The organism is Salinirubellus litoreus, assembly GCF_037335815.1.
GTDB lineage: Archaea > Halobacteriota > Halobacteria > Halobacteriales > Haloarculaceae > Salinirubellus > Salinirubellus litoreus.
Genome location: NZ_CP147841.1, coordinates 4,537,286 through 4,561,506 on the forward strand (window position 1 = coordinate 4,537,286; position 24,221 = coordinate 4,561,506).

Annotated in this window: 22 protein-coding genes and 1 pseudogene; 14 read left to right on the forward strand and 9 right to left on the reverse strand. The window is 70.9% G+C overall.

Translation table 11 applies throughout. The annotated features are described in order from the left end of the window. Positions 1–173 precede the first annotated feature (173 nt). The gene (locus tag WDJ58_RS22560) at positions 174–1,334 is read right to left on the reverse strand and encodes a molybdopterin-dependent oxidoreductase (protein ID WP_338915569.1); all 1,161 of its coding nucleotides are present in this window, start codon (positions 1,332–1,334) and stop codon (positions 174–176) included. Between the two features lie 177 nt (positions 1,335–1,511). Here WDJ58_RS22560 and WDJ58_RS22565 point away from each other — a divergent pair, with 177 nt between their 5' ends. Next, the gene (locus WDJ58_RS22565; protein WP_338915570.1) at positions 1,512–2,486 is read left to right on the forward strand and encodes a CBS domain-containing protein; all 975 of its coding nucleotides are present in this window, start codon (positions 1,512–1,514) and stop codon (positions 2,484–2,486) included. A gap of 23 nt (positions 2,487–2,509) precedes the next feature. On the opposite strand, the gene WDJ58_RS22570 is transcribed toward WDJ58_RS22565, so the two are convergent. Next, positions 2,510–2,797 carry a hypothetical protein gene (locus tag WDJ58_RS22570; RefSeq protein WP_338915571.1) on the reverse strand — a complete coding sequence of 96 codons (288 nt, stop codon included), beginning with the start codon at positions 2,795–2,797 and terminating at the stop codon, positions 2,510–2,512. 387 nt (positions 2,798–3,184) lie between these two features. Next, positions 3,185–4,066: a thiamine-phosphate kinase gene (gene thiL, locus WDJ58_RS22575; RefSeq protein ID WP_338915572.1), complete on the reverse strand. Its 882-nt coding sequence runs from the start codon at positions 4,064–4,066 to the stop codon at positions 3,185–3,187. 211 nt (positions 4,067–4,277) lie between these two features. Here thiL and WDJ58_RS22580 point away from each other — a divergent pair, with 211 nt between their 5' ends. From WDJ58_RS22580 to WDJ58_RS22610, 7 genes are all read left to right on the forward strand, one after another. After that, the gene (locus tag WDJ58_RS22580; protein ID WP_338915573.1) at positions 4,278–5,330 is read left to right on the forward strand and encodes a lysylphosphatidylglycerol synthase transmembrane domain-containing protein; all 1,053 of its coding nucleotides are present in this window, start codon (positions 4,278–4,280) and stop codon (positions 5,328–5,330) included. Positions 5,331–5,526: 196 nt separating this feature from the next. Beyond that, complete coding sequence (locus WDJ58_RS22585; protein WP_338915574.1) at positions 5,527–5,979, forward strand: 30S ribosomal protein S19e; 453 nt, start codon at positions 5,527–5,529, stop codon at positions 5,977–5,979. A 62-nt stretch (positions 5,980–6,041) separates the two neighbouring features. Next, positions 6,042–6,398, forward strand: a complete 357-nt coding sequence (locus WDJ58_RS22590; protein WP_338915575.1) for a DNA-binding protein — start codon at positions 6,042–6,044, stop codon at positions 6,396–6,398. A 10-nt stretch (positions 6,399–6,408) separates the two neighbouring features. Next, positions 6,409–7,041: a DUF7411 family protein gene (locus WDJ58_RS22595; protein ID WP_338915576.1), complete on the forward strand. Its 633-nt coding sequence runs from the start codon at positions 6,409–6,411 to the stop codon at positions 7,039–7,041. Between the two features lie 58 nt (positions 7,042–7,099). Continuing rightward, positions 7,100–8,722: a GTPBP1 family GTP-binding protein gene (locus tag WDJ58_RS22600; protein WP_338915577.1), complete on the forward strand. Its 1,623-nt coding sequence runs from the start codon at positions 7,100–7,102 to the stop codon at positions 8,720–8,722. Between the two features lie 92 nt (positions 8,723–8,814). After that, on the forward strand, positions 8,815–9,795 hold the full coding sequence (locus WDJ58_RS22605) for a M48 family metallopeptidase (RefSeq protein ID WP_338915578.1): 981 nt from the start codon (positions 8,815–8,817) through the stop codon (positions 9,793–9,795). A gap of 790 nt (positions 9,796–10,585) precedes the next feature. Continuing rightward, complete coding sequence (locus WDJ58_RS22610; protein ID WP_338915579.1) at positions 10,586–11,092, forward strand: DUF7351 domain-containing protein; 507 nt, start codon at positions 10,586–10,588, stop codon at positions 11,090–11,092. Here WDJ58_RS22610 and WDJ58_RS22615 read toward each other — a convergent pair whose 3' ends face one another. The 5 genes from WDJ58_RS22615 to WDJ58_RS22635 all read right to left on the reverse strand — a co-directional run bounded on the left by WDJ58_RS22615 (position 11,093) and on the right by WDJ58_RS22635 (position 16,443). Continuing rightward, complete coding sequence (locus WDJ58_RS22615; protein ID WP_338915580.1) at positions 11,093–11,836, reverse strand: HAD family hydrolase; 744 nt, start codon at positions 11,834–11,836, stop codon at positions 11,093–11,095. Between the two features lie 488 nt (positions 11,837–12,324). Further along, positions 12,325–13,257 (reverse strand): methenyltetrahydromethanopterin cyclohydrolase, encoded by a 933-nt coding sequence (mch, locus tag WDJ58_RS22620; RefSeq protein WP_338915581.1) that lies wholly within the window; start codon positions 13,255–13,257, stop codon positions 12,325–12,327. 211 nt (positions 13,258–13,468) lie between these two features. Beyond that, positions 13,469–14,359: a dihydrodipicolinate synthase family protein gene (locus WDJ58_RS22625; RefSeq protein ID WP_338915582.1), complete on the reverse strand. Its 891-nt coding sequence runs from the start codon at positions 14,357–14,359 to the stop codon at positions 13,469–13,471. Between the two features lie 269 nt (positions 14,360–14,628). Further along, positions 14,629–15,309 (reverse strand): potassium channel family protein, encoded by a 681-nt coding sequence (locus WDJ58_RS22630; protein WP_338915583.1) that lies wholly within the window; start codon positions 15,307–15,309, stop codon positions 14,629–14,631. Between the two features lie 162 nt (positions 15,310–15,471). After that, positions 15,472–16,443 (reverse strand): transcriptional regulator, encoded by a 972-nt coding sequence (locus WDJ58_RS22635; RefSeq protein WP_338915584.1) that lies wholly within the window; start codon positions 16,441–16,443, stop codon positions 15,472–15,474. Between the two features lie 146 nt (positions 16,444–16,589). Here WDJ58_RS22635 and WDJ58_RS22640 point away from each other — a divergent pair, with 146 nt between their 5' ends. The 4 genes and pseudogenes from WDJ58_RS22640 (at position 16,590) to WDJ58_RS22655 (ending at position 20,887) form a co-directional block, all read left to right on the forward strand. Beyond that, complete coding sequence (locus WDJ58_RS22640) at positions 16,590–17,873, forward strand: tRNA(Ile)(2)-agmatinylcytidine synthase (protein WP_338915585.1); 1,284 nt, start codon at positions 16,590–16,592, stop codon at positions 17,871–17,873. Positions 17,874–17,974: 101 nt separating this feature from the next. Continuing rightward, positions 17,975–18,543, forward strand: a pseudogene (gene pyrE, locus WDJ58_RS22645) (orotate phosphoribosyltransferase). Between the two features lie 102 nt (positions 18,544–18,645). After that, positions 18,646–19,359 carry a phosphoribosyltransferase family protein gene (locus WDJ58_RS22650; RefSeq protein ID WP_338915586.1) on the forward strand — a complete coding sequence of 238 codons (714 nt, stop codon included), beginning with the start codon at positions 18,646–18,648 and terminating at the stop codon, positions 19,357–19,359. Between the two features lie 112 nt (positions 19,360–19,471). Beyond that, positions 19,472–20,887: an NCS2 family permease gene (locus tag WDJ58_RS22655; protein ID WP_338915587.1), complete on the forward strand. Its 1,416-nt coding sequence runs from the start codon at positions 19,472–19,474 to the stop codon at positions 20,885–20,887. Between the two features lie 54 nt (positions 20,888–20,941). Here WDJ58_RS22655 and WDJ58_RS22660 read toward each other — a convergent pair whose 3' ends face one another. Beyond that, complete coding sequence (locus WDJ58_RS22660) at positions 20,942–21,379, reverse strand: universal stress protein (RefSeq protein WP_338915588.1); 438 nt, start codon at positions 21,377–21,379, stop codon at positions 20,942–20,944. Between the two features lie 133 nt (positions 21,380–21,512). On the opposite strand from WDJ58_RS22660, the gene WDJ58_RS22665 reads away from it, so the two are divergent. Together WDJ58_RS22665 and metX are read left to right on the forward strand one after the other, a co-directional pair. Next, entirely contained in the window at positions 21,513–22,835 is a 1,323-nt protein-coding gene (locus tag WDJ58_RS22665) for an O-acetylhomoserine aminocarboxypropyltransferase/cysteine synthase family protein (protein WP_338915589.1), read from the forward strand. After that, positions 22,832–24,046, forward strand: a complete 1,215-nt coding sequence (gene metX / locus WDJ58_RS22670) for a homoserine O-acetyltransferase MetX (protein ID WP_338915590.1) — start codon at positions 22,832–22,834, stop codon at positions 24,044–24,046. Before WDJ58_RS22665 ends, metX begins: the two co-directional genes overlap by 4 nt. Positions 24,047–24,221 lie beyond the last annotated feature (175 nt).

Below are 24,221 nucleotides of genomic sequence, written 5' to 3' on the forward strand. Positions count from 1 at the left end.
GTCCGGACCCATCCCCCGCCCGGTCTTTACACTTTCCCACGCAGCAGTACCCGTAGTAACGAAGTGGCTCGACGCCGACCGCGATCGGCGTGGTCGGGTGTCCGTCGAACCGCCGCGTCCGGCCGATTGCACGGTCCCGGGGATCCGCCGCGTCCGCTCGGGGGATCCGTGTCTCACTCCTCGACGCCGGAGACGAAGACGGCCAGCCACTCGCTGCGGTCGCGCCGGCGGGTCACTCGAACCTCCTCGACCCACTTCACCCACTGGAAGCCGCGACGGCCGGGGGCGACGAGTCGGAGCGGGAACCCGTGACCGTGTGCGAGTCGGTCGCCGTCGACGTGGGTGGCGAGCGTCGCGTCGCGGGCCTCCGCCAGCGGGAGCGACCACCGGTAGCCGGTCACCGACCGGAACTGCACCCACGCGGCGTCCTCGTGGACGCCCACGGCGTCGAGCAGGTCACCCACACGGAGCCCCTGCCAGTCGTGTTCCGAGTACCACCCCGAGGTGCAGTCGAGGAGCGCGCGGTCCTCGTGGACCGCGAAGGAAGCGCGGTCCGTACGGACCGCGAGCGCGCGGTCCTCGTGAGCGGGCGAGACGGCGGCGTACGCCAGATCGGCCGGCGACCCGACCAGCCCTCGAACGGAGAGCGTCCAGTCGGATACCGAGACTGGGTCGGGATCGTCGGCCACCCACGCGGTGACCGGAAACGCGTTTCCGTCACCCGAGCCGGTCTCGCGAGAGCCGGTGAACCGCCGGGTCGCCCCGGCGGTGTCGAGCAGCCGGTTGGCCGACCCCTGGAGCCGCCAGGCGAGCGCGCCCGCGCCGACGAGGGCCGTGTACTGGAGCGCGGTGCGTCGGCCCTCGAAGTCGGTAGACGAGAGGGGACGGAACCGCCGGGTGAGGTGGTAGGCGAGCAGCGGGACGACGAGGAGGCCGAGCCCGACGTGGAGGTTCAACAGCCCCCACGGCCCGAGGTCGAGCGTCCCGCCGAACACCCACCAGACGCCGGTGGCGAGCGCGCCGACCGTGGCGAGGACCATGAGCACCGAGAGCGCCCGCGTGACCGTCAGCTCCGCGAGCCGGCCGCGGACCCGGCGGAGCTTGAAGTAGAGGAAGGCGACGAGCGAGATGCCGGCGACGCCGTGGGTGGCGAACACCCACGCCTCGTCGGGGCGTCCCGAGAGGAACCCGAGGACGCCGGTGAGGAGGACGACGAGGAGGAGGGCGAACAGCGACCAGTCGACGAGCCGCGGGTGTGGCGAGAGCAGCGTCCGAAGGCGGGCGAGCGCGGTCCGGACGCGTCCGCTCGTCCCCCGGTCGCCGGGAGTTCCCATACCTCCCCCAGGGTCCCGAGCGGTATAGGCCCCGCGGGAGCCGTGGGGAGGCCACGTGGGGAGATGCCTACACCGTCGGACAGAGGCTTCGATAGATTCCACCGGGGAAGCCCCCGACGGTTCCTATCAACCGTTCTGTCCGACGGTATATGTGCCCGGGCGGCCTCCGTCCACTCGATGCTCGTTTCGCTCCCCGTCAGGGACGTGATGACCGAGACGGTCGAGACTATCGGGACCGACGCGACCGCCGCGGAGGTGGCCGAACGGATCGCCGCGTCCGAACACACGTCGGTCGTGATCTGTGACGGCCGCCAGCCAGCGGGGATCGTCACCGAGTCGGACGTGGTTCGACTGTACGCCGAGGACACCCCCCGCGACACGCCGGTCACCGCGTTCATGTCCGCCGACCTGGTGGTGATCGGTCCGGACGAACCGATCGAACGTGCGGCAGAGGTGCTCGGCGAGCGCGACGTCCGGCGGCTCCCGGTCGTCGAGGACGGACGGATCGTCGGCATCGTCACGGTCTCGGACGTCGCGTACTACCTCCCGCACGTCCTCCGCGACCGGCGGGCGTGGGCCGAACGCACCAGGAGACGGGCGGCGGGCGGCAGCACCGCATACGAGGAGGAGGGGTGGGAGTTCGAGTCACACGGGACCGACGACGGCCTCGACGTCGGCGACGTCGTCCGGTTCACGAAGACCGTCTCGGAGGCGGACGTCGAGGCGTTCGCGGACGCGACCGGCGACACGAACCGCCTCCACCTCGAAGAGGCGTTCGCCGCCCGGTCCCGGTTCGGCGAACGCATCGCCCACGGCGTCCTCGGATCGGGGGTCATCTCCGCGGCGCTCGCGCGCATCCCCGGGCTCACCATCTTCCTCTCCCAGGAGCTCTCCTACCTCGCGCCGGTCGAACTCGGTGAGACGGTCACGGCCGTCTGCGAGGTGGTCGAGGACCTGGGGAACCGAAGATACCGGCTCTCGACGGAGCTGTTCGACGGCGAGGGCGAGTGTGTCATCGACGGCGAGGCGGTCGTCCTGCTCGACGACCTCCCCGACGAGGCCGAGGGGGACGACGCGGACGGCGAGACCGAGGAAGAAGAAGGGGGAAAAGAGGAGGAGGACGCGCTGTCCGCCGACGCGACCTCACGATAGAAGCGGGTGACGAGCGCGTGCTCTCAGCGGGCGTCGGGGAGCGCGGCGTTCGCCTCGTCGATGCAGTTGTGGAGCCGTCGGGTACAGGTAGGATCGAACGCGAGCGGTGCGGCCGCCGAGGTGCGCTCGGAGGCGTCGGCGGTCGAGTCGGCCCAGCGGTCGGGGTGGCCCGTCCCGGTAGCGAGTCGGGGCGAACGGGGCGTACCGTGACGGGCGGTCCCGCCGGTCGCCGCGGTGTCCGAGCGGTCGGCGAGGTCCGCCCCCGGCCCGGTTCCGGTCCCGTCCTCGTCGGGAGGTGTGGTGGTGCTCATCTCAGTCGCCTCCGGCGGTAGTGGTTCGCTCCGTCCGAGTTCGGGTCGCTCCTCCCGTTCGGGGCGTCCGGGGGTCGGAGGACCTCCGGGGCCGGGCGTCCGGTTCGGGCGGTTTCGGTGGCGTTCGAAGCGTCTCGGGATTGGCGGTCGGTCGGCCGTGTCGGTGGTCGATGGGCATCTGGTGAGTGTGTCGAGGGGCAGTCGGAGGTCGTCGCTACGGTCGGCGGAGAAGGGTTCAGTGTACGCGTACGACGACGGGCATGTACGCCACCCTTCCGACCGATTGATCATAAACGTTCCTGTTGAATCCGCGCGGTCGCTCCACGTACCGGGGACCCTCCGAGTTCCGAGGGGGATACTGTCGGGTGACGGTGGATTTCGCCGGTCTCACCCCGCGTCGCCGTGCGTCCATCCCTCGTCCGCGAGTGGCTCGCCGTCGAGGCGGACGTCGCCGTCGGTCGCCACGCCGAGACGAGTGAGATCGACCGGGCACGCCTCGCGCGCGACCGCCAAGCGGTCGGCGGGGACCGTACAGACCAGCTCGAAGTCCTCGCCGAACGTCGTCGCCAGCCGGAGCGCCTCGCGCTCGTCGTCGGCGACATCGCGTACGGCGGGGTCGACGGGGAGCGCCGAGGCGTCGACGTCGAACCCGCAGTCCGAGGCCTCGGCGAGCTGGTGGAGCGATCGGGCGAGGCCGTCGCTCGAGTCCATCATCGCCGTCGCCTCCGGGGCGAGCGCGACCCCGGCGGCCACGCGGGGCGTGAACCGGAACAGCTCGTTCGCCCGCTCGGTCTCGTCACTCCGAAAGAGTTCGAGGGCGGCCGCCGACCGCCCGAGCGTCCCCGTCACGCAGACGGTGTCACCCGGCTCGGCCCCCGAGCGCAGCACGGGGCTCCCGGTCTCGCCGAGCGCCGTCGTGGCGACGGTGAACTCCTCGTGACCGTCGAGGTCCCCCCCGACGTACTCCGCACCGACCACCTCGCACACCTCGCTCGTACCGTCGACGAACGCCCCGAGCTCGTCGGGGTCGAACGAGGGCGCGGCGTAGACGGCCACCGCGGCCGTCGCGCGGGCACCCATCGCCGCCACGTCCGAGAGGGAGGCACCGACCGACCGCCAGCCGGCGGTGTACCGGGTAGTGCCGTCGGGGAAGTCGGTCGTCTCGTGGAGCATGTCGGTCGTCACGACGGTCCCGTCGACGACCGCCGCGTCGTCGCCGGCCCGGTCGAGCCGGTCACCCAGCAGGCGGAGGGCGGCCCGTTCGTCCATGCCGGGTGGTGGGGAGGCGACCACTTCAACCGTCCGTGACGACCCGTGACGACCGGGTGAGCGCCGACGCCGTCCGAGGCCGCCCGCGGCGCTACCCCGCCGGTCGGACGCCGGGTGCGTGCCCCGGGTTCCGGTGGCACCCCACGATCCCGTCCCGTTCAGTCGGGGTGGGTTCGGAGGCTTCAAGCGGCGGCCCGCGCTCTTGCGGGACATGGACGTCGACTGGCGGACGACGCTCGTCGGGTTCGCCGCCGCGCTCGTCGTCCTCGGCCTCCTCGTCGGACTCGTCGGCGTCGGCCGCGTCGTCGACGCGCTCTCGAGGGCCGATCCGGTCGTCCTCGTCGGCGTCCTCGCGGTCGCCACCGTCTGGATGACCGCGTGGGGGCTCTCGCTCCGGACGGTGCTCGGCATACTCGGTTCGGCGATACCCGCCCGGGTCGCGGTCCTGGTGTTCACGGCGGCGACGTTCGCCAACAACGTCACGCCGTTCGGCCAGGCCGGCGGCGAGCCCGTCACGGCGCTGTTCATCTCGCGGACCGCCGACACGGAGTACGAGACCGGCCTGGCGGCCATCGCCAGCGTCGACTCGCTCAACTTCGTGCCCTCGATACTGCTCGCGCTCGTGGGCATCGGCTACTTCTCGGCGACGGTGGCGTTCGGCCGCCGCCTCCAGTACGCGGCCGTCGCCGTCGCCGGGCTCGCGGTCGGTATCCCGCTCGTCGGGATCTACGCCTGGAACAACCGCTATCGGGTCGAGGCGACGGTCGTCCGCCTGCTCACCCCGATCATCCGCTGGTTCGGCCGGGTGCTCCCGCGCCGGGACCCGCCCGACGTCCACGTCATCGAGGCGCGCATCGAGCGGTTCTTCCACGCCATCGAACGGGTGACCGGCGACCGCCGGCGGCTGGCGATGGCGCTCGGGTTCTCCGCGCTCGGGTGGCTCTGCCTCTCGGGGTCGCTCTGGCTCTCGCTCTACGCGCTGGGCTACCCCACCCCGTTCGCCGCGATGCTCGTCGTCGTCCCGATCGGGGCGATCGCGGGGATAACCCCGCTCCCCGGTGGTCTCGGCGGCGTCGAGGCGGTCCTCGTCGCCCTGCTCGTCCCGACGACGGGGGTGACCGTCGCCGCGGCCACCGCCGCCGTCGTCATCCACCGGACGGCCACCTACTGGCTCCCGGTGCTCGTCGGCGGCGGGACCGCCGCCGCCATCGGGGCCGGCGGGATACTGTCGACGCCGGACCGGAAGACCCGCGAGAACGACTGATAGGTGCCCGCCCTGACGACCGGGGACGACTGACGGGGGTCCCCGCCCCGACGACCGGGGGCGACCAAGGGTGTTCCCCCAGTGACGATCAGGGGTCGATCAGCCGGCATTCACGGGACGCCGGACGGGAACAGCCCCCACGCGCCCGACTGCGTACCAACAGCGTTAAACGCGGTCCGAGGGTACGCTGCGGGTAATGACGACGCTCTTCGACGTCCCCGCGGACGACCTCATCGAGGCCGTCGCGGCGGAGATCGGCGACGAGATCGAGGAACCGGAGTGGGCCGCCTACACCAAGACCGGCGTCGGGAGGGAACTCCCGCCCGAACAGGAGGACTTCTGGTCGATCCGTGCGGCCAGCCTCCTCCGGAAGGTCGCCGTCGACGGCCCCATCGGAGTCGGGCGACTGCGCGAGGCGTACGGCGACTCGAAGCAGGGGTCGACCCGCTACCGGACCCGCCCCGACGTGAAGAGCGAGGCCTCCGGGAAGGTCATCCGGACGATCCTCCAGCAGCTTGAGGAGGCCGGCTACGTCGTGAACCAGAGCGGCGGCCGCTCGCTCTCCGGCGAGGGGCGCGCGCTGCTCGACCGCGTCGCGGGCGAGGTCATGGAGGAGCTCGACCGACCCGACCTGGAGCGCTACGCGTAACGAGCCCCGCTGGCCCAGCGATACCCGTAACCGTTTTCGACGGGGCGCCACAAGGGAGGGCCATGAGCGGAAACGAGGAAGACATCGAGGAACTGCGACAGAAGAAGATGGAGCAGCTCCAGGAGCAGGCCCAGGGGGGCGGCCAGGGCCAGGTCGACGAGGAGGAGATGCAGCGCCAGCAGGAGCAGGCCGAGGCGCAGAAACAGGCCGTTCTCCGCCAGAACCTCACCGACGGGGCGCGCAAGCGGCTCAACACGGTGAAGATGTCCAAGCCGGAGTTCGGCGAGCAAGTCGAACAGCAGGTCGTCGCGCTCGCCCAGTCCGGTCGGCTCGGCGACCGCATCGACGAGGAGCAGATGAAGTCGCTGCTGAAGGAGCTCCAGCCCGACGACGACGGGTACAACATCCGGCGACGGTAGCGTCGGAGCGGTGACGACCGTCCCGAGGGTGGCGGTGCTGTTCAGCGGTGGGAAGGACTCCGCGCTCGCGGCCGTCCTCCTCGAACCGTTCTACGAGGTCACGCTCGTCACCTGCGGGTTCGGCGTGACCGACGCGCCGGTGCACGCCCGCGAGGCCGCCCACGCCGTCGGGTTCGACCACGAGACCGTCGACCTGCCGCGCGATGTGGCCGAGTCGGCCGTCGACCGCCTGCTCTCCGACGGCTACCCCAACGAGGCCATCCAGTCGGTCCACGAGGCGGCCGTCGAACGGGTCGCTTCGGGGACGTGGGACGCCGTCGCCGACGGGACGCGGCGCGACGACCGGACGCCCGCGGTCTCGGCCTCCTTCGCCCAGTCCGTCGAGGATCGTCACAGCGTCGACCACCTCGCGCCGCTCGCGGGGCTCGGCCGCCGGGCGGTCGACGCGCTCGTCGAGCGCCACCTCCGCGTCGAGTCGGGGCCGAGCGACGAGGTGGCGAAGGGCGACTACGAGACGGCGCTCCGGGCGCTCCTCCGGGAGCGCGCGGGCGAGGGGGCCGTCGCCGCGGTGTTCCCCGAGCACGTCCAGTCGCGGGTGGTCGGGCGTCGGAACCGCGACGACGCGCCCCGCCGCCTCCCGTGACAAACGTTCGCTTTCGCGGGAACGCTTTTACCCGACCGATTGTTAGTCACACCCGTACATGAGTTCCGACCGGGCCGCCCTCGACCGCGCCATCGAGCGCGGGGAGGAGGAGGGCGGCAGCGTCGAGTTCAAGGAGCGGCTCACCAAGGACGTCCACCTCGCCGACGGTCGGCTGGAATCGCTCGCCGCACAGCTGCGTCACCGGGTGCTGTCGGGCGACGGCGAGGCGACGTACGTGGTGGGAGTCACCGACGACGGGGGGATCGCGGGGATCGGCCCCGAGGCGTTCACGGAGACGATGGACGTCCTCTCGCTGCTGTCGGAGGAGGCCGGCGCGCACATCGACGACGTCCAGACCTGGGCGGTGTCGCCCGGCGACGACGGGGCCGACCGGGGCGTGGTCGGCGTCGCCACCGTCCGGGAGGGGACCGTTCTGGACACGGACGACGAGCACATCGTGGTCGGGACGGCGGGCCACGTCGACCACGGGAAGTCGACGCTGGTGGGGTCGCTCGTCACCGGGCACGCCGACGACGGCCAGGGTGGCACCCGCGCGTTCCTCGACGTCCAGCCCCACGAGGTCGAGCGCGGCCTCTCGGCCGACCTCTCCTACGGCGTCTACGGGTTCGATGCCGGCGGGAGGCCAGTGAGAATGGACAACCCCGACCGGAAGTCCGACCGGGCGGAGGTCGTCCGCGAGTCCGACCGGCTGGTCTCGTTCGTCGACACGGTGGGTCACGAGCCGTGGCTCCGGACCACCATCCGCGGGCTGGTGGGTCAGAAGCTCGACTACGGCCTGCTCGTGGTCGCCGCCGACGACGGCCCGACCAAGACCACCCGCGAGCACCTCGGCATCCTCCTCGCCACCGAACTCCCGACCATCGTGGCCGTCACGAAGTGTGACGCGGTGGGAGACGAGCGGGTTCAGGAGGTCGAACGCGAGGTCGAACGGCTGCTCCGGGGAGCCGAGCGGACCCCGCTGTCGGTGGCGCGTCACGGCGTCGAGGCGGCCATCGAGGAGATCGACCGGACCGTCGTCCCGATGGTGCGGACGAGCGCGGTGACGATGGAGGGACTTCCCGTCCTCGACCGGCTGTTCGAGCGCCTCCCGAAGACCGGCGGCGACGACGGCGAGTTCGCCATGTACGTCGATAGAACGTACAACGTCACCGGCGTCGGGGCGGTCGCCTCCGGGACCGTCAAGTCAGGTACTGTGGAGGCCGGCGACGAGCTCCTGCTCGGCCCGATGAGCGACGGCTCGTTCCGCGAGGTCGAGGTCCGCTCGATCGAGATGCACTACCATCGCGTCGACGAGGCCCGCGCGGGTCGCATCGTCGGCATCGCGCTCAAGGGGGTGCGAGAAGCCGACGTCCGCCGGGGGATGGCGCTGCTCCCGCGGGACGCGGAGCCGCGGGCGGTCCGGGAGTTCGAGGCGGAGGTGATGGTGCTGAACCACCCGACCCGGATCGGCGACGGCTACGAGCCGGTCGTCCACCTGGAGACGGTGAGCGAGGCCGCCACGTTCCACCCCGAGGGCGGACAGCTCCTCCCCGGTGACACCGGACGGACCCGCGTCCGATTCAAGTTCCACCCCTACCTCGTCGAGGAGGGCCAGCGGTTCGTCTTCCGCGAGGGCCGCTCGAAGGGCGTCGGGACGGTGACGAGCATCGAACCCGAGTGACCGGGAGCGAACGTCCGTTCTCGACGGCCCGGGTCGCCTCGGAGACGTCGGCGATCGGAACCCGCTTGCGGCCGAGCGGCGTACCGACACGTATGGACCGGCCCGGTCCCGCTCCCCAGCCCGGTATCGGAGCACGCCTCCTGATGGTGGTCGTCGGCGTGACGCTGTTCGTCGTCTACGCGGCACTCGCGGCGGCGAGCTACCTCCTCATCGCGTCGTTCCTGCGGGGGCTCACCCGGACCGAGATCCTGACGACCGCCGTCCTCGTCGTGGGGCTGACGCTCGCCCTCGGCTACCTCTCCTACCAGTTCGGGACGGCGAGGCTGCTCGCCGGGCTCGACGCCCGGACGCTCACCCCCGAGCGGGCCCCCGCCCTCTACGACCGGCTCGAGACGCTCGCGGGGCGCGTCGGCGTGGAGACGCCCCGGATCGCCGTCGCGCGCATGGAGATGCCGAACGCGCTCGCGCTCGGCGGCGGGCGCGACGGGGTCGTCGTGCTCGACGGTCGGCTGTTCCGTCTGCTCGACGCCCGCGAACTGGAGGGGATCCTCGCCCACGAGCTGGCCCACATCGAGAGCCGCGACAGTCTCGTCCAGACGCTGGCCTACAGCCTCGTCCGCACCCTCGTGAGCGTGCTGACCGTCCCGCTGTTGCCGGTGGCGCTGTTGCTCGGTGGCCTCTCGCGATCGCTCGCGTGGACCCGGGGACGACCGGGGCAGGGGACGCCGGGGATCGATCTCCTGCGGGCGGCCGTGGGCCGTCTGGTGCTGTCGGTACTCGTCGTCCTCACGATAGTCGTCCGGGCGCACTCGCGACGGCGCGAGTTCGCCGCCGACGAGCGTGCCGCCCAGGTGACCGGACGACCGCTCGCGCTCGCTCGCGCCCTCCGGACCATCGAGCGGGCCTCACACCCGGCGGGTGGCCTCCTCGCTACCCTCTACATCCACGCCGAGGAGTCGGACCCGCTGAGCCGGATGCTCTCGACACACCCGTCGATGGACGAGCGCGTCGAGCGGCTGGTCGAGCTGTCCGGGCGACGGACGGAGCCCGGTGTCCGGATCCCGATCCGGTGAGGGGACCGGTCCGACCGCTTCGCTCGGGGTCGGTGGATCACGAGGAGTCGAGCGCCGTACTGTGAGTCGCGGTGCGTCGTAGAAAGCCAGACGAGGAGAACAGGTGTCAGAGGCTGTCTTCTCCCCCATCTCCGGCCTATAGCGGGACACGGATAGACTGGCAACCCCGGCAAGGGCGAGCCGTGCTCAGGCCGTGTCCACTACCGATCACTACGTCCAGGGATAAATCGGTTCGGAGCAGTCGGATTCACTACGACATCTGACACGACGCACACCCTGCACCCGACGACCCGACCATTTACACGGGGCGGGAGACATGAACACACGTGACTGGGGGAGGCGAGCTGACGTCGGCGTTCTCGCTACTGGGGAACGAGACACGGCTGCGGATCGTCCTCGAGCTCGGCGACGCAAGCGGGCCGGGAGGGGTGGATTCCATCGGGTTCTCCGATCTCCAGTCGCGGGTGGGGATCGGGGACAACGGGAACTTCAACTACCACCTCCGCCGGCTCACGGGGACGTTCGTCGAACGGGGGGACGACGGCTACCGGCTCATGCTCCCAGGCGTGTACGTCTACCGCGCGCTGAAGACGGGGCCGCTGGGTGAGAGGATCGACCGCGACCGCCTGGAGACGGACGTCCCCTGTCCGGGCTGTGAGGGTTCACAGGAGGTCGGAGTCGAGGACGGCAGGGGGTCCTCGGCTGTCGGGACTGCGGGATACTCACCTACCGGTACCCCCTGCCCGCTGGCGGGCTCACACGGACGGACGGGACGGGGCTCGCCCGCGCGTTGCGGGAACGAGCCGTCAACGACACGGGCGCGATGCTACGGGGGTTCTGCCCCTACTGTTCGGGGACGGTCGACGCCGACGTCGGCGGGGACGTGGCGTCGCTCCCCGCGAGTAACGGGCGCGGGAGAGTCGGGGAGCGCGACGCGTTCGCGGTGTCGTTCGCCTGCGAGCACTGCCGCTGGTTCGTTCGAGTGAACACCGCGGGGATGCTCGACAGCCACCCACGGGTGAGCGCCTTCCTCTACGAACAGGGTATCGACAGCTACCGCCGGGACCCCTGGCGCGAGGCGGCGTTCACCGTCGACGTCCGCTCCGAGGACCCCTGGACGGCCCACGTCCACGTGGCAGCCGGAGGTGAGACGCTGTCGATCGAACTGGACGAACGCCTCGACGCACGCGAGCTCGAACGGGAGCTCACCCCGATGGCCGTCCGTAACCACGGAGAGGGTGGTGAGGAGGCGAACGGCGGCGGACCGGGTGTCACCGGACGTGGGTGGGGGATCTGATCACGCCCACCACGGCGGATCGAGGAGGTCGCCCATCGACGCCAGCGTGTACGTCGGAGCGGATGTGGTGTCGATCCCGGCACCCGCCGTCCGTTCGTCGGCGAGCCACGCCGCCCTGACGCCCGCGGCGTGAGCGCCGGCCACGTCCGACCCGATCGAGTTTCCGACGTGGACCGCCCGTTCGGGCCGGACCGAGAGCGAACGGAGCGCCCGACCGAACGGCTCGGGGTCGGGCTTGGGGGCCGAGTCGTAGCCGGCGAAGACGACGGCGTCGAACGCGTCGGCGAGCCCGAGCCCCTCGAGCTTGCGTCGCTGCATCGACGGCGCGCCGTTGGTGACGACGCCGAGCCGGTGGTCCCCGTCCAGCCGCTCGACGGCACAGAGTGCCCCGTCGAGCGGCCGGACGTCCCGGTGGTCGCGCTCGTCGGCGAACGCGGCCGCGACGCGCCGGCCGAGTGCGGGGTCCCGACCCCGCTCCTCGGCGAGGGCGGCGAAACACGCCCGCCGGAGCGAGTCGACGTCGTCGGTCGTCGCCGCAAACTCCGGGTAGCGCTCGTGGTAGTCCTCGACGCCGAAGAACGGGTCGACACCGACGAGGTCGAACGCGAGCGAGAGCAGCTCGGCACCGGATCGCCGGTAGCGACAGAGCGTGTCGTCGACGTCGAACAGCACGGCGTCGACGGGCGCGTCGGGGGGCGGGAGCGCCGGATCGGACGCCGACGGATGGGTAGGCGAGGACGTCATCGCCGGACGTACCTCGCTCCTCTCGGTCGGCGAGGCCGAACAGGACCGCCCAGTCGAGGATCCGTTCGACTCGCTCACCCCACACCTGCTGCCAGTCGGCGTGACGCTGTCGCTCCCAGTCGGGGACCGAGTCGGCGAACCGCTCGAAGGCCTCGCCGGCGGAGATGGTTTGCTCAGTATCGAGGACCGAGAGCAGGTCCGCCGCCCCGTATACGCGCTCGCGGAACGCCCGCGCGAGCCGGTCGCGGCCCGCGGATTCGCGTGTGCGGTGGTAGCCGCGTTCGGCCTCGGAGACGAGCCCCAGCGCGCGCATGAACGTCAGCCACTCCTTGGCCTCGTCGCGGGCGGGGACGCCCACCCGGTCCATCACGCGGGCACAGCAGTCGTCCTCGCTCCGGGGGACGAGCGGGACCGCCCGGCGGGCCGCTTCGAGGGCGTCGAGCGAGTCGGGTGCCGGTGGGACGACCTTGTACTGCACCGTCCGCACCTCAGAGCCCGAACGACTCGGCGACCAGCGCCTCGTCGAGTTCGCCGACGACGCGCGTCTCCCCGCCGACGACGTCGAGGGTGACCTTCGCGGGGGCGAACACCCCGCGTGGGACCTCGGCGAAGTCCCAGTCGGCCTCCTCGAACACCTCGGCGAACGGGCGACCGTACTCCTCGCGGGCGGTCGAGGCGACCTCCTCGAATCGGTCGAACGGCTCGGCCAGCGTGAGATGGACCTCCGAACCGTAGGCGAGCGCGTCGTTCGTCCGGGCCATCGCCGCCTCCTCGTCGGCGGCGACGGGCGCGACGGGCGCGCGGCCGGTCACCGAGAGGAGGTCGAGCGGGTCGTAGCCGAGTTCGGCCAGCCGGAACGCCGCGAGTTCGGCCGCACGGGCCGCGAGCGTGACGCTCCCGGTGATCGATCCGGTGGCGAAGACGGGGAGGAACGTCGCCGCGGGGTCGACCCCGGCCATCCCCGCGACGTGCTCGGCGACCTTCGCGACCGGCAGGGTGTCCGTCTCGACGGCGAGGACGGCGAAGTCGGCCTCGTCGGCGAAGCCCGTCCGGGTGAACTCCTCCTCCTCGGCGACGAGCGCCCTCGCGGGGCCGGAGCCGAGGCCCTCGAACCCGTCCACCGAGAGTTCCCAGCCCGCCTTCTGCGCACAGAGCAGGCCGAGCGCCGGGTGGTCGGTCTGGAGTTCGACGTGGGTGAGCGGCGCGCCGGCGACCGAGTCCATCGCCGTCTGGACGGTGGCGAGCCCGCCGGTCTGTATCTCGGCGAGCAGTAGCCCCGCCTCGACACCACCGACGGTCTCGACGCCGAAGTCCACGACCGTCGCGCCGTTGTCCAGTTCCCAGACGTCGACCGCGAGCTCGTCAGCGAAGTCGATGGCCTCGTCGATCAGCTCGACGGCCATCACGTTGGGGCTCTCCATACCCCCCGGTCGGACGGGCGCGACTAAACCTCCTCGTCTCCACACCGGACCCGTCGGTTCCGTCGCTGGTAGTCGTGGGGGGTCCAGGTCGTCGTGCCCCGTGCCGTCACGTGCACGGCGGAGCGTGCCGGAGCGCACGAGCGAAGATCGGAGGGATCCGATCGCCGTGCCGTGGCGGGCGGGAACGAGAACGGGCGGGAGACGGAGGGAGCTACGGCGTGGCTTCGAGGGGCATCAGCGCCTCCTCGACCATCTCGGCGAGTTCCTCGGCCACGTCGTCGTCGACGGGCCGGTGGGGACGGCGGAGTTCGCCCGCGGGAGCCCCGCGCGACTTCATCGCGGCCTTCAGCCCGGGGATGCTGTGGGTCGCCGTCACCGCGAAGTTCAGATCGCGTCCGGCGTCGTTGAGCGCGTGGGCACCCTCGCGGTCGCCGGAAGTGTGGCGCTCGTAGATGGCGCTCGCGAGGTCCGGCGCGACGTTCGCCAGCGCGAGTATCCCACCGGAAGCCCCGGCGTCGAGCGCCGGCGCGTACACGCCGCCCGAGCCGACGAACAGATCGAAGTCGGCGTCGCCGACGCGGTCGAGCGTCCGGTAGAACCGGTCGACGTTCCCCGAGGAGTCCTTCATCCCCCGGATGTTGGGGTGCTCGGCGAGTCGGCCGACGACCTCGGGGTCGATGGGCTTGTGCGTGTACGCCGGGACGCTGTAGAGGTAGATCGGGATCGAGGCCTCGTCGGCGAGGTCGCGGTAGTAGGCCTCGAGCGCCTCCTGGTCGTGGTCGTAGTAGAACGGGGTGACCACGAGCGCGCCCTCCGCTCCCGCGTCGGCGGCCCGCCCGGTCAGGTCGAGCGTGGGGCCGTAGCCGGGGGTTCCCGTCCCGGCCATCACGGGGATCGAGGCGGCCTCACAGACCGTCTCGACGACCGCGGCGTGCTCGTCGGTGCTCAGCATGGGTGCCTCGCTGTTCGAGCCCGCCGGGACGATGAAGTCGATACCCCGCGTCTCGACCCAGCTCACGAGGTCGGCGAGGCCGTCGTGGTCGACGTCGCCGTCGTCGTCGAACGGCGTCACGAGCGGGAGTCCGGTGCCGGTGATCGACATACCGGGCCTTCGGGACCGGTTCACCTATACGTTCTGAACGATCGCCGTTCCCGCGATGGCCGTCGAACGGGGGAGCCGACGGCGCGTACGGCCGTCACGCGGGCGTCTGACGCGGATTTATGCCACCCCATGCCGCAGGCATCGGTGGGCGCGCGCAGGCGACCTCGACTAACCCCATCCTCCCGACGCGCGCCCGGCCCCTTTCCTTTCGAACGAGCACCGTACCGGTCCGCGACCGGGGGTCACACACCGGCGGCGTTCGACCGCGCTCAGGCCGCGCCCGCCTCCTCGGCGTCGGCACCGGTGAGCATCGCCTTGACCTCCGCGAGCGTGTCCTGTTCCGCCACGACGGCCACGCTGTCGCCGTCCTCGATCTCCGTCTGCGGGAGCGGGATCGTCATCGGCTCGTTCGCCCGTCCGTGCGCGTAGACCCGGGCGTTACCCGGGAGTTCGAGCGAGACGACCCGCCGGCCGACGTGTGGGGACTCCGCGGGGATGCGGACGCTCGCGGCCGTGAGCGTCTCCGTCAGGTCCGCGAGGACGTTCAGGTCGCCTCCGAGGAGGGCGGTCTTCGCGCCGGCGGCCCCGAGGCGCTCGGGGTAGACTACCTCGTCGACGTTCGCGGCGTACCCCTCGTAGATCTCCTCGCGGTAGTCCTCGTCGATGCGTATCACCGTCCGGCAGTCGTGGCTGCCGGCGATGGTGCAGGCGGCGTAGTTGACGTTCAGGTTCCCCGTCAGCCCGCCGACGGCGTCCGCGGTCTCGAGGCCGGCCTCCAGCAGGACCGACTCGTCGTCACCGCTCCCCACGACCACGTCGAACCCGTCGGCCTCGGCCATACTCGCCTTCTCCCCGTCCACCTCGACGATGGTGACGTTGTGGCCCTCCGACCGGAGTATCTCGGCCGTCCGCTTGCCGACGCGACCGTAGCCGACGATGAGGAACTGCATGTGACGCGGTACACCACGACACGGTAAAAAGGTGTACCCCCGCGGCGCACCGGAAGAACACAGCCGGGCAGGCCGTTTCGGACGCGTCGCTCCCGCCGTCGGCTCGGAGCCGGAGAGAGGGGATTCGACGGGAGGTGTGCGGCTGGAGGTTCGGATACGGCGTCAGGCCGACTCGGCGGCCCCGTCGCTCCGGTCCATGATGAGGTCACGCAGGTCGTCGGCGTCGCTGATGCGCGCTATCTCGTCGCGCTCGACCAGCGCGGTCCCGTCGACGTTGTCACGGGTGGCCCTGTCGACGACGTAGAGCGACCGGGTCCGCGTGACCTCGCCGACCGAGGACATGATCCGGGCGCGCTTCTCGGCGGTGCGGTTGAACTCCGAGTGGCCGGTCAGCACGGCGTCCTCGGTCCGGTCGCCGTCCTCGCTGACCGCTTTGAACGGCGCGCGGGACGTAGGGTGGACGTCGAAGCCGACGCGGGTGAGCGCGAAGATGACCGGTTCGTCGTCGGGATCCGCGTCGGGGTCCTCGGGGGTGGGCTCGCCCTCGTGGACGTCCTCGGCCCCTTCGAGCACCTCGACTGGGGAGGTGAGCGGCTTTTCGAACACCTCCTCGAGCCGGGCGGCCACCTCGACGCTCGCGTTCATCCCGTCCTCGTACTTCGAGACGGTCCGCCTGGAGACGCCGAGTTCGCTTGCGAGGCGGCCGAGTGACCAGTCGCGCTCCTCGCGGGCGTCCGCGAGGATGTCGGCGTCGATGTTGACGTACAGTCCCCCGGGGGCGGCGTAGATCAGCGGCGGGACCTCCTCGATGAAGAGGTCCATCGCGGTGTCCGGGGCGATCGCCGGTACGCCGTGGCGGAAGTAGACCACGCCCGGGTTGAGGTCCTCGTCGCGGGTCCGCAGGCCGATCACCATCGGCGTCGCGCCGAGGTAGGTACCGAGCCGGCGCATCTCGGCACCGGTCGCCCCGTCGAACGCGTCGACGTTGGCGAGTATCTTCAGCAGCAGGACGTCCTTCCCTCGGCGGGCGGCGACGTCGAAGCTCTTCGGACGAATGGCACACCGGTCGCTGACCGAGAACCCCGCGTCCTCCAGCATCGCGGTCACGTTGCCGACCAGTGCCGACCGGGACATAGGGGTACATAGTACCTTCCTGATGTATATGTGTTTCCCTCGGTTGGGACGCCGCCCTCCGGCGGTTCCGTTTCCGATCGACGATACGTTGATATAGGAGAACCCGGACCGCAACGGGGTTAGGCGGGGACCTCGAACCCGGCGGCGTGACCGTCGTCGGCCTCGACGACACGGACTCGCGAGAGCGGGGGATGTGTACGACGTACGTGGCCGCGCGCCTCGCCGAGCGGCTGCGACACGAGGGGATCGTCGAGCGGCTCTGTCTCGTCAGGCTGAACCCCGCGGTGCCGTACAAGACACGCGGTAACGCCGCACTCGCGGTCCACACCGACGTCGCGCCCGACGAGGCGTTCGCCCTCGCCGCCGAGGCGGTCGGGGACGCCGCCGAGACGGCCGACCCCGACACGAACCCCGGCGTCGTGATCGCACCGGGGTCGCCCGACACGGTGCCGGCTCCGGTGGCCGAGTTCTCCCGTCGGGCGGTTCGCGAGGAGGTCGACCCTGCCGAGGCCCGCTCGCTGGCGGACACGTACGAGTACCGCCACGAGGGCTGGAAGCTCGGTCGGGGCGTCGTCGGCGCGCTCGCGGCCGTCGGCGCGTGGCGAGCGTGGGACGAGGACGGGACGTTCGACGGGCCGACCTACGAGGTCATCGCCTATCGGGAGTCGGACCGGTGGGGAACCCCCCGCGAGGTCGACCGCGACTCGGTCTTCGCGGCCGCCGAGGTCGAGTACCCGACCGTCTGGGACACCGTCGACCGGGTGGAGGGCGAAGCGGTCTGCGTGCCACACACGCCGGGACCGGTACTCCACGGGATCCGGGGTGACGACCCCTCGGCCTGCCGGCGGGTGAGCGAGGCTATCGAGGGCGAACCGGTCGAGCGCCGCGAGACCTTCGTCACCAACCAGGGGACCGACGCACACCTCCGGCCCGGCGAAGTGGCGGGAGTCGAGGAAGCCCGCGCGTACCGGCTCGACGGGACGGTCGCGTCGGGCCCCGAAACCCGTCGCGGCGGGCACGTCTTCTTCGACCTCGAGGACGCGGGAACGGACCTGCGGTGTGCGGCGTTCGAGCCCACCAAACGGTTCCGCGACCGGGTCCGCGCGCTCCGGATCGGCGACCGGCTCACCGTCTGCGGGGAGGTGAGCGAGGGGACGCTGAAACTGGAGAAGTTCGCCGTCCGCGAGCTCGTGACTACCGAGTCTGTGAACCCGACGTGCCCGGAGTGCGACCGGCGGATGTCCTCTGCGGGACGCGGGCAGGGTTACCGGTGTCGGGACTGCGGGACGAGTTCCGCGGGGAAGACCGAGCGACCGGTCGATCGAGACCTCGAAGTCGGGTGGTACGAGGTCCCGCCGGTCGCCCGTCGGCACGTCGCCGAGCCGCTCGTCCGGGGGGGGTTCGACGCGCCGACTCACCCCGAGCGGTAGGTTCGCCCGGCGAGTGCTCCGGGATACGCCCGGGAGGGGCGTGGACGGAGCGACGGATCGGTTCCACACCACTTACGACCGGTCCCCGCTCACCCGCGGGTATGACCGCCGGGAAGGAGGACGGCGAGGGCGGAGCGGACGAGGAACTGATCGGGGCGCTCCGGGAGGCGGAGGCCGTGAAGTTCGGCGAGTTCGAACTCTCCTCGGGGGGCACCTCGAACTACTACGTGGACAAGTACCTGTTCGAGACGGACCCGCGGTGTCTGCGGCTGATCGCCGAGCGGTTCGCCGAGCGGGTCGGCGACGCCAGGCTCGCGGGGGTCGCGCTCGGAGCGGTGCCCCTGGTCGCGGCGACGAGTTTGGTGGGTGAAAACGAGTACGTGATCGTCCGCAAGTCGGCCAAGGAGTACGGCACGGGCAACCGGATCGAGGGCCGGTTCGAGGAGGAGAGGAGGTCGTCGTCCTGGAGGACATCGCGACCACGGGGGGGTCGGCCATCGACGCGGTCGAGGCGCTCCGCGAGGCGGGCGCGGTCGTCGAGCGGGTCCTCGTGGTGGTGGACCGCGAGGAGGGGGCCCGCGAGAACCTCGCCGAGGCGGGGGTGGAGATGGAGGCGCTGCTGACCGCCTCCGAACTGCTGGCCGACGCCGGTGTCGACCCCGGGGAGTGATCCCGTCCCCGCCTCGGGGGCCGCGGAGACCGCACGCTCGTGTATAGGTACCGTCGTCCGAACATCGAAATATACATTTCCGTGCAGGCACCCACGCTCGCCATGAACCGCGCGGAGAAGGCGGCCCTCCAGCTACGCGCCGTCCGGGTGCTGCGGACACGAAAGCGGACCCGGACGTACGACCAGCTGGCCGCAGAGACCGGCCTCCCGGCGGGCGACCTCAACAGGTACGTGAACGGGCACGTCCTCCCGGGGGTCGAGCGGGCGCGAGCGGTGGTGGCAGACGTCGGGCGGACGCTCCTGGAGGAGGAGCTGGCGGCCCGCATCGAGACCGACGAGGAGGGGTACGTCGACAACACGCGCGTGGTGTTCGACCAGGCACTCCTGGAGCTCGTTCCGCCGGTGGCGGCCGAGGTGTTCGGCTTCGAGCGACCCGACGTGGTGCTGACGGCGGCGACCGACGGCATCACGCTGGCGACGGCGATGGCGAGCCACTTCGACGCGGCCGTCGCGTACGCGAAGAAGACCCGCGAAACCGCCGTCGAGGAGTTCATCGAGTCCCGAAAGCGGCTCCAGTCGGGCATCGAACTCACCTACTACCTCCCCGCACACGCGGTGGGCCCCGGCGACTCGGCGCTCGTGGTCGACGACCTCATCAGGTCGGGCGAGACCCAGGAGCTCCTGCTCGACATCGCCGAGCGGGCCGGTGCCGACGTGACGGGCGTGTTCGCGCTCATCCGCGTCGGCGAGGACGGGATGGAACGGGCACGCGAGCGGGTGGACGCACCGGTGGAAGCGCTGACCGCCCTCGGCTGACTCGCGCGGCCGAAGGTGACTATAGTTGAGATGCCCACATACGTGTATAGAAATCCCCCACCGAGAGGAAAATACTTAAGTCTCGACTGGCCGCCGTGCTCGAACGTGCATCATGGCTGCAACTGACTCGCTGTCGGACTACTTCGGGTTCGACCGGCACGGCACGGACCTCCGGACGGAGGTGCTGGCCGGGCTGACCACGTTCCTGACGATGAGCTACATCGTCGTGGTCAACCCGAGCATCCTGGTGGGGATCGAGGGGGAGAAGCCGGGGATCATCGTCCCGGGGCTGTCGTACGGGGAGACGGTACAGGCGGTGGCCGTCGTCACCATCATCGCGGCGTTCGTGGCGACCGTGATCATGGCGCTCTATGCCAACCGGCCGTTCGCACAGGCGCCGGGACTCGGCCTGAACGCCTTCTTCGCGTTCACCGTCGTCGGCGCCCTAGGCGTCGCGTGGCAGACGGCGCTCGCGGCCGTCGTCGTCGAGGGGGTCATCTTCATCCTCCTCACGGTCGCCGGCGCCCGGCGGTACATCATCGAGGCGTTCCCCGAACCGGTGAAGTTCGCCGTCGGGGCCGGCATCGGCGCGTTCCTCGCCATCATCGGTCTCGAGGAGATGCGTGTCGTCGTCGCGGACCCGGCGACGTATGTGACGCTCGGAGCCGTTGCCTCCGACCCGGTCGCCATCCTCTCCGTGGTGGGGCTGTTCTTCACGTTCGCCCTCTACGCCCGCGGGATTCGGGGGAGCATCCTCCTCGGCGTCCTCGCGACGACGGTCGCGGGCTACGCCGTCGCGGCGAGCGGTCTCGTGGGACCGGAGGCCGCGGAGGCGCTCCGAGGGAACCTCGGCGCGGGCGCGAACTACGACATCACGCCGCTGGCGGGGGCGTTCCTCGGTGGGCTCGGCTCCATCGAGGCGTTCTCGTTCGCGCTCGTCGTGTTCACGTTCTTCTTCGTCGACTTCTTCGACACCGCGGGAACGCTCACCGGCGTCTCGCAGGCGGGAGGTTTCCTCGACGAGAACGGCGACCTCCCGGAGATCGAGAAGCCGCTGATGGCCGACGCCGTCGGCACCACGGTAGGTGGAATCCTCGGCACCTCGACGGTGACGACGTACATCGAGTCCGCGACCGGCGTCGAGGAGGGCGGCCGGACCGGGATGACCGCGCTCGTGGTGGCGCTCCTGTTCCTCGCCGCGCTCGCGCTCGTCCCCCTCGCCGCCGCGATCCCCCTGTACGCCTCGCACATCGCGCTGGTGGTCGTCGCGGTCATCATGCTCCGAAACCTCGTCGATGTCGACTGGGACGACGTCACCCACGCCATCCCGGCGGGGATGACGGTCCTCATCATGCCGTTCACGTTCAACATCGGCTACGGCATCGCCGCGGGCATCATCTCCTACCCCATCGTGAAGGCCGCGACGGGCGAGGGGCGCGACGTCTCGATGGCCCAGTGGGGCCTCGCGCTCGCGTTCGTCGTCTACTTCGTCGTCCGCACGGGCGGGTTCCTCTCGGGCAACGTCTGAACCGTCGCGTCCGGGGGGGTTCGGGGACGCGGCTCCCCGCCCGACCACCCGCTCTCACTTGGTGACCGTCACCGGGACGGTCGCCTTGTCGACGACGCTCTTGGCGACGCTACCGACGGACGGTTCGCGCTCCTCGGAGAGGCCCCGGTGACCGACGTAGATTGCGTCGGCACCGACCTCCCGTGCGTACTCGACGATCGCATCGGCGGGCGACCCGGTCAACAGCTTCGTCTCGACGACGAGGTCGTCGTCGTGCCCGTCGGCGGCGTCGGCCGCGATCCGTCGTGCACCGCGAAGGGTTCGCTCGCCGAGTTCGAGAGCCTTCTCCCCGCCAGCCAGCACGATCTCGCCGTCGACCAGCCTCGTCTCGGGCGTCAGGACGTGCGCGAGTTCGAGGGTCGCCCCGAACGCACTCGCCTGCGTCGACGCGTGACGGACGGCCGCGTCGGCCTCCTCCGACCCGTCCGTGGCCACGATGTATCTGTATCGCATACCGACCCGTTCGATCGAACTGGAGAAGAATCCCTCAGTAGGTTCTCGGGCGCCGGGATTTGCGACCCACTCGCCCGGCAGGTATTGCCGTAACTCGTGGTTATAGGAACGTTCGAATATATGCACGAGACACATGAACGACGACGGGAAGCGGTGGCCGAGCCGCGGGTTCGGCACGCGCTGCGTCCACGCCGGCCGGGAACGTGACCCGGGCACCGGCGCGGCGGCCACGCCCATCCACCAGACCACCTCCTACGAGTTCGAGGACGCCGACACGGCGGCGGGCCTCTACGCGCTCGACGAGCTCGACCACGTCTACTCGCGCATCTCCAACCCGACGGTACGAGTACTCGAGAGGCGGCTCGCCGCGCTCCACGGCGCGCCGGACGCTCTCGCCACGAACTCGGGGATGGGCGCGTTCGATGCCGCGACGACCGTCCTCACCGAATCGGGCGACAACGTCGTCTCAGCCTCGTCGATTTACGGTGGCACCCACTCGTACCTCTCGAAGACGGCGAACCGCCGGGGGATCGAGGCCCGGTTCGTCGACACGCTCGACCCCGACGCCTACGAGGAGGCCATCGACGAGGACACGGCGTACGTCCACTGCGAGACGCTGGCGAACCCCTCGCTTGTCACGCCACCGCTCGCCGAGATCGCCGACGTCGCCCACGACCACGGCGTCCCCCTCCTGGTCGACAACACGTTCGCCACGCCCGCGCTCTGTCGACCCTTCGAGCACGGCGTCGACCTCGTCTGGGAATCCACCACGAAGTGGATACACGGCTCGGGGACCACCGTCGGCGGGGTGCTCCTCGAATCGGGAGCGTTCCCCTGGACCGACTACCCCGAGAAGTACCCCGAGGTCGGCGGGCCGAACCCGGCGTTCCACGGCGTGAACTTCGCCGAGCGCTTCGGCGAACGGGCGTTCACGCTCGCCGCCAGACACCGCGCGGCACGGGTGCTCGGCGACGGACAGAGCCCGTTCGACGCGTGGGCCACGATGCAAGGTACCGAAACGCTCCACCTCCGAATGGAGCGCCACTGCGAGAACGCCCACGCGGTGGCCGAGTTCCTCGCCGACCACCCCGACGTGGCGTGGGTCACCTACCCCGGGCTGGCCGACCACGAGACCCACGACGCGGCGAGCGAGTACCTCGACCGGTTCGGGGGGATGGTCGCGTTCGGGCTCGAAGGCGGATACGAGGCCTGCAAGCGGCTCTGCGAGGCGGTCGACCTGGCGTCGTTCCTCGCCAACATCGGCGACGCCCGGACCCTGATCATCCACCCCGCCTCGACGACGCACGCGCAGTTGGACGAGGCCGAACAGCGCGCCTCGGGGGTCTCGCCCGACCTGCTCCGCCTCTCGGTCGGCATCGAGGACGTCGACGACGTGATCGCCGACCTCGACTCGGCCATCGAGCGCGTGACAGGGGAGACGAGGGAGGGGGCATGACGGTCCCGCACGACCGCGCGACCGCCTCCCTCGGGGAGTTCCAGTTCGAGTGCGGGGAGTCGATCCCCGACCTGGAGATCGCCTACGAGACCTACGGGGAGTTCACCGGCGACAACGCCGTTCTCGTCTGTCACGCCCTCACCGGGAGCGCACACGTCGCCGGTCGGCGCCGGGGCGGGAACACCGCCGGCCAGGCCCGCGCCTGGTGGGAGGACATCGTCGGGCCGGGCAAGGCCATCGACACGACCGAGTACCACGTCGTCTGTGCGAACGTTCCCGGGTCCTGCTACGGCTCCTCGGGCCCCCCCACCGAGAACCCGGAGACGGGCGAGCCGTGGGGGACCGAGTTCCCCCCGGTCACGGTGGGGGACTGGACGGAGTCACAGCGCCGGCTGCTCGATCACCTGGGGATACCGCACCTCCACGCGGTCGTCGGGGGGAGCGTCGGCGGCATGAACGTGATCGACTGGGCCCGACGCCACCCCGATCACGTCGACCGGGTGGTGCCCATCGCGTGTGCGGGGCGGCTCGACCCGCAGTGTCTCGCGCTCGACGCCATCGCCAGGCGGTGTATCACCACGGATCCCAACTGGCAGGGCGGTGACTACTACGGCGAACCGACGGGCCCGACGAACGGGCTGGCGCTCGCCCGGCAGATCGGCCACGTGATGTACCTCTCGAAGGCCTCGATGGAGAAGAAGTTCGGCCGGCGCGCCGCGGGCCGCGAGGCCACCCGTGACACGTTCCCCGTCGACTCGGCGGGGGACTTCTTCCCCTACCGCGACGTGGAATCGTACCTCGACTACAACGGCGAACAGTTCGCCGAGCGGTTCGACGCGAACTCGTACCTCTACCTCACGCGGGCGATGGACAACTACGATCTGTCCTCCGGTTACGAGTCCGACGCGGCGGCGCTCGCGGCGTTCGACGGACAGGCACTCGTCCTCTCCTTCACCGGCGACTGGCACTTCACCGTCGAGGGGAACGAGGCGCTCGCCGAGGCGTTCCGGGAGGCCGGCACGCGGACGGCCCACCACGTCGTCGAGAGCGACCACGGCCACGACGCGTTCCTCGTCGAACCCGACCGGGTAGGTCCGCCCGTCGCGGACTTCCTCGCGGAGGGCGTGAGCGGGACAGCCGTCACGGACACCCGAGAGGACGACGGCGAGTCGGAGTTCGCGCCCGTCCACACCTCGCTGTTTTCGGACTAGGTGGGTCGCGTCCGGAATCCGGCCGGCCGCGGAGACTGCTCGAAAGACACTCCTCGTTCGACGGCCGCGACTCGCTCGCCGGACGAGCGACGCCTTTCAGTCCCATTCACCCGATTCCCTCGTCGTCGGTCGCTCGTCCGAACACCATCGAGACGTACCGTGAGGCATTTCTCTC

Coding starts and splice junctions, on each gene's coding strand:
- mch (WP_338915581.1), bottom strand. CDS start 13,257: ATGGAGAGCCCCAACGTGATGGCCGTCGAGCTGATCGACGAGGCCATC.
- thiL (WP_338915572.1), bottom strand. CDS start 4,066: ATGGACGAACGGGCCGCCCTCCGCCTGCTGGGTGACCGGCTCGACCGG.
- WDJ58_RS22630 (WP_338915583.1), bottom strand. CDS start 15,309: ATGCAGTTCCTCATCGTCGGCTACGGTCGCGTCGGCAAGCGGACGGCC.
- WDJ58_RS22635 (WP_338915584.1), bottom strand. CDS start 16,443: ATGTCCCGGTCGGCACTGGTCGGCAACGTGACCGCGATGCTGGAGGAC.
- WDJ58_RS22665 (WP_338915589.1), top strand. CDS start 21,513: ATGAACGACGACGGGAAGCGGTGGCCGAGCCGCGGGTTCGGCACGCGC.
- WDJ58_RS22655 (WP_338915587.1), top strand. CDS start 19,472: ATGGCTGCAACTGACTCGCTGTCGGACTACTTCGGGTTCGACCGGCAC.
- WDJ58_RS22570 (WP_338915571.1), bottom strand. CDS start 2,797: ATGAGCACCACCACACCTCCCGACGAGGACGGGACCGGAACCGGGCCG.
- WDJ58_RS22580 (WP_338915573.1), top strand. CDS start 4,278: ATGGACGTCGACTGGCGGACGACGCTCGTCGGGTTCGCCGCCGCGCTC.
- WDJ58_RS22650 (WP_338915586.1), top strand. CDS start 18,646: ATGAACCGCGCGGAGAAGGCGGCCCTCCAGCTACGCGCCGTCCGGGTG.
- WDJ58_RS22585 (WP_338915574.1), top strand. CDS start 5,527: ATGACGACGCTCTTCGACGTCCCCGCGGACGACCTCATCGAGGCCGTC.
- WDJ58_RS22615 (WP_338915580.1), bottom strand. CDS start 11,836: ATGACGTCCTCGCCTACCCATCCGTCGGCGTCCGATCCGGCGCTCCCG.
- WDJ58_RS22565 (WP_338915570.1), top strand. CDS start 1,512: ATGCTCGTTTCGCTCCCCGTCAGGGACGTGATGACCGAGACGGTCGAG.
- WDJ58_RS22605 (WP_338915578.1), top strand. CDS start 8,815: ATGGACCGGCCCGGTCCCGCTCCCCAGCCCGGTATCGGAGCACGCCTC.
- WDJ58_RS22560 (WP_338915569.1), bottom strand. CDS start 1,334: ATGGGAACTCCCGGCGACCGGGGGACGAGCGGACGCGTCCGGACCGCG.
- WDJ58_RS22600 (WP_338915577.1), top strand. CDS start 7,100: ATGAGTTCCGACCGGGCCGCCCTCGACCGCGCCATCGAGCGCGGGGAG.
- WDJ58_RS22625 (WP_338915582.1), bottom strand. CDS start 14,359: ATGTCGATCACCGGCACCGGACTCCCGCTCGTGACGCCGTTCGACGAC.
- metX (WP_338915590.1), top strand. CDS start 22,832: ATGACGGTCCCGCACGACCGCGCGACCGCCTCCCTCGGGGAGTTCCAG.
- WDJ58_RS22660 (WP_338915588.1), bottom strand. CDS start 21,379: ATGCGATACAGATACATCGTGGCCACGGACGGGTCGGAGGAGGCCGAC.
- WDJ58_RS22590 (WP_338915575.1), top strand. CDS start 6,042: ATGAGCGGAAACGAGGAAGACATCGAGGAACTGCGACAGAAGAAGATG.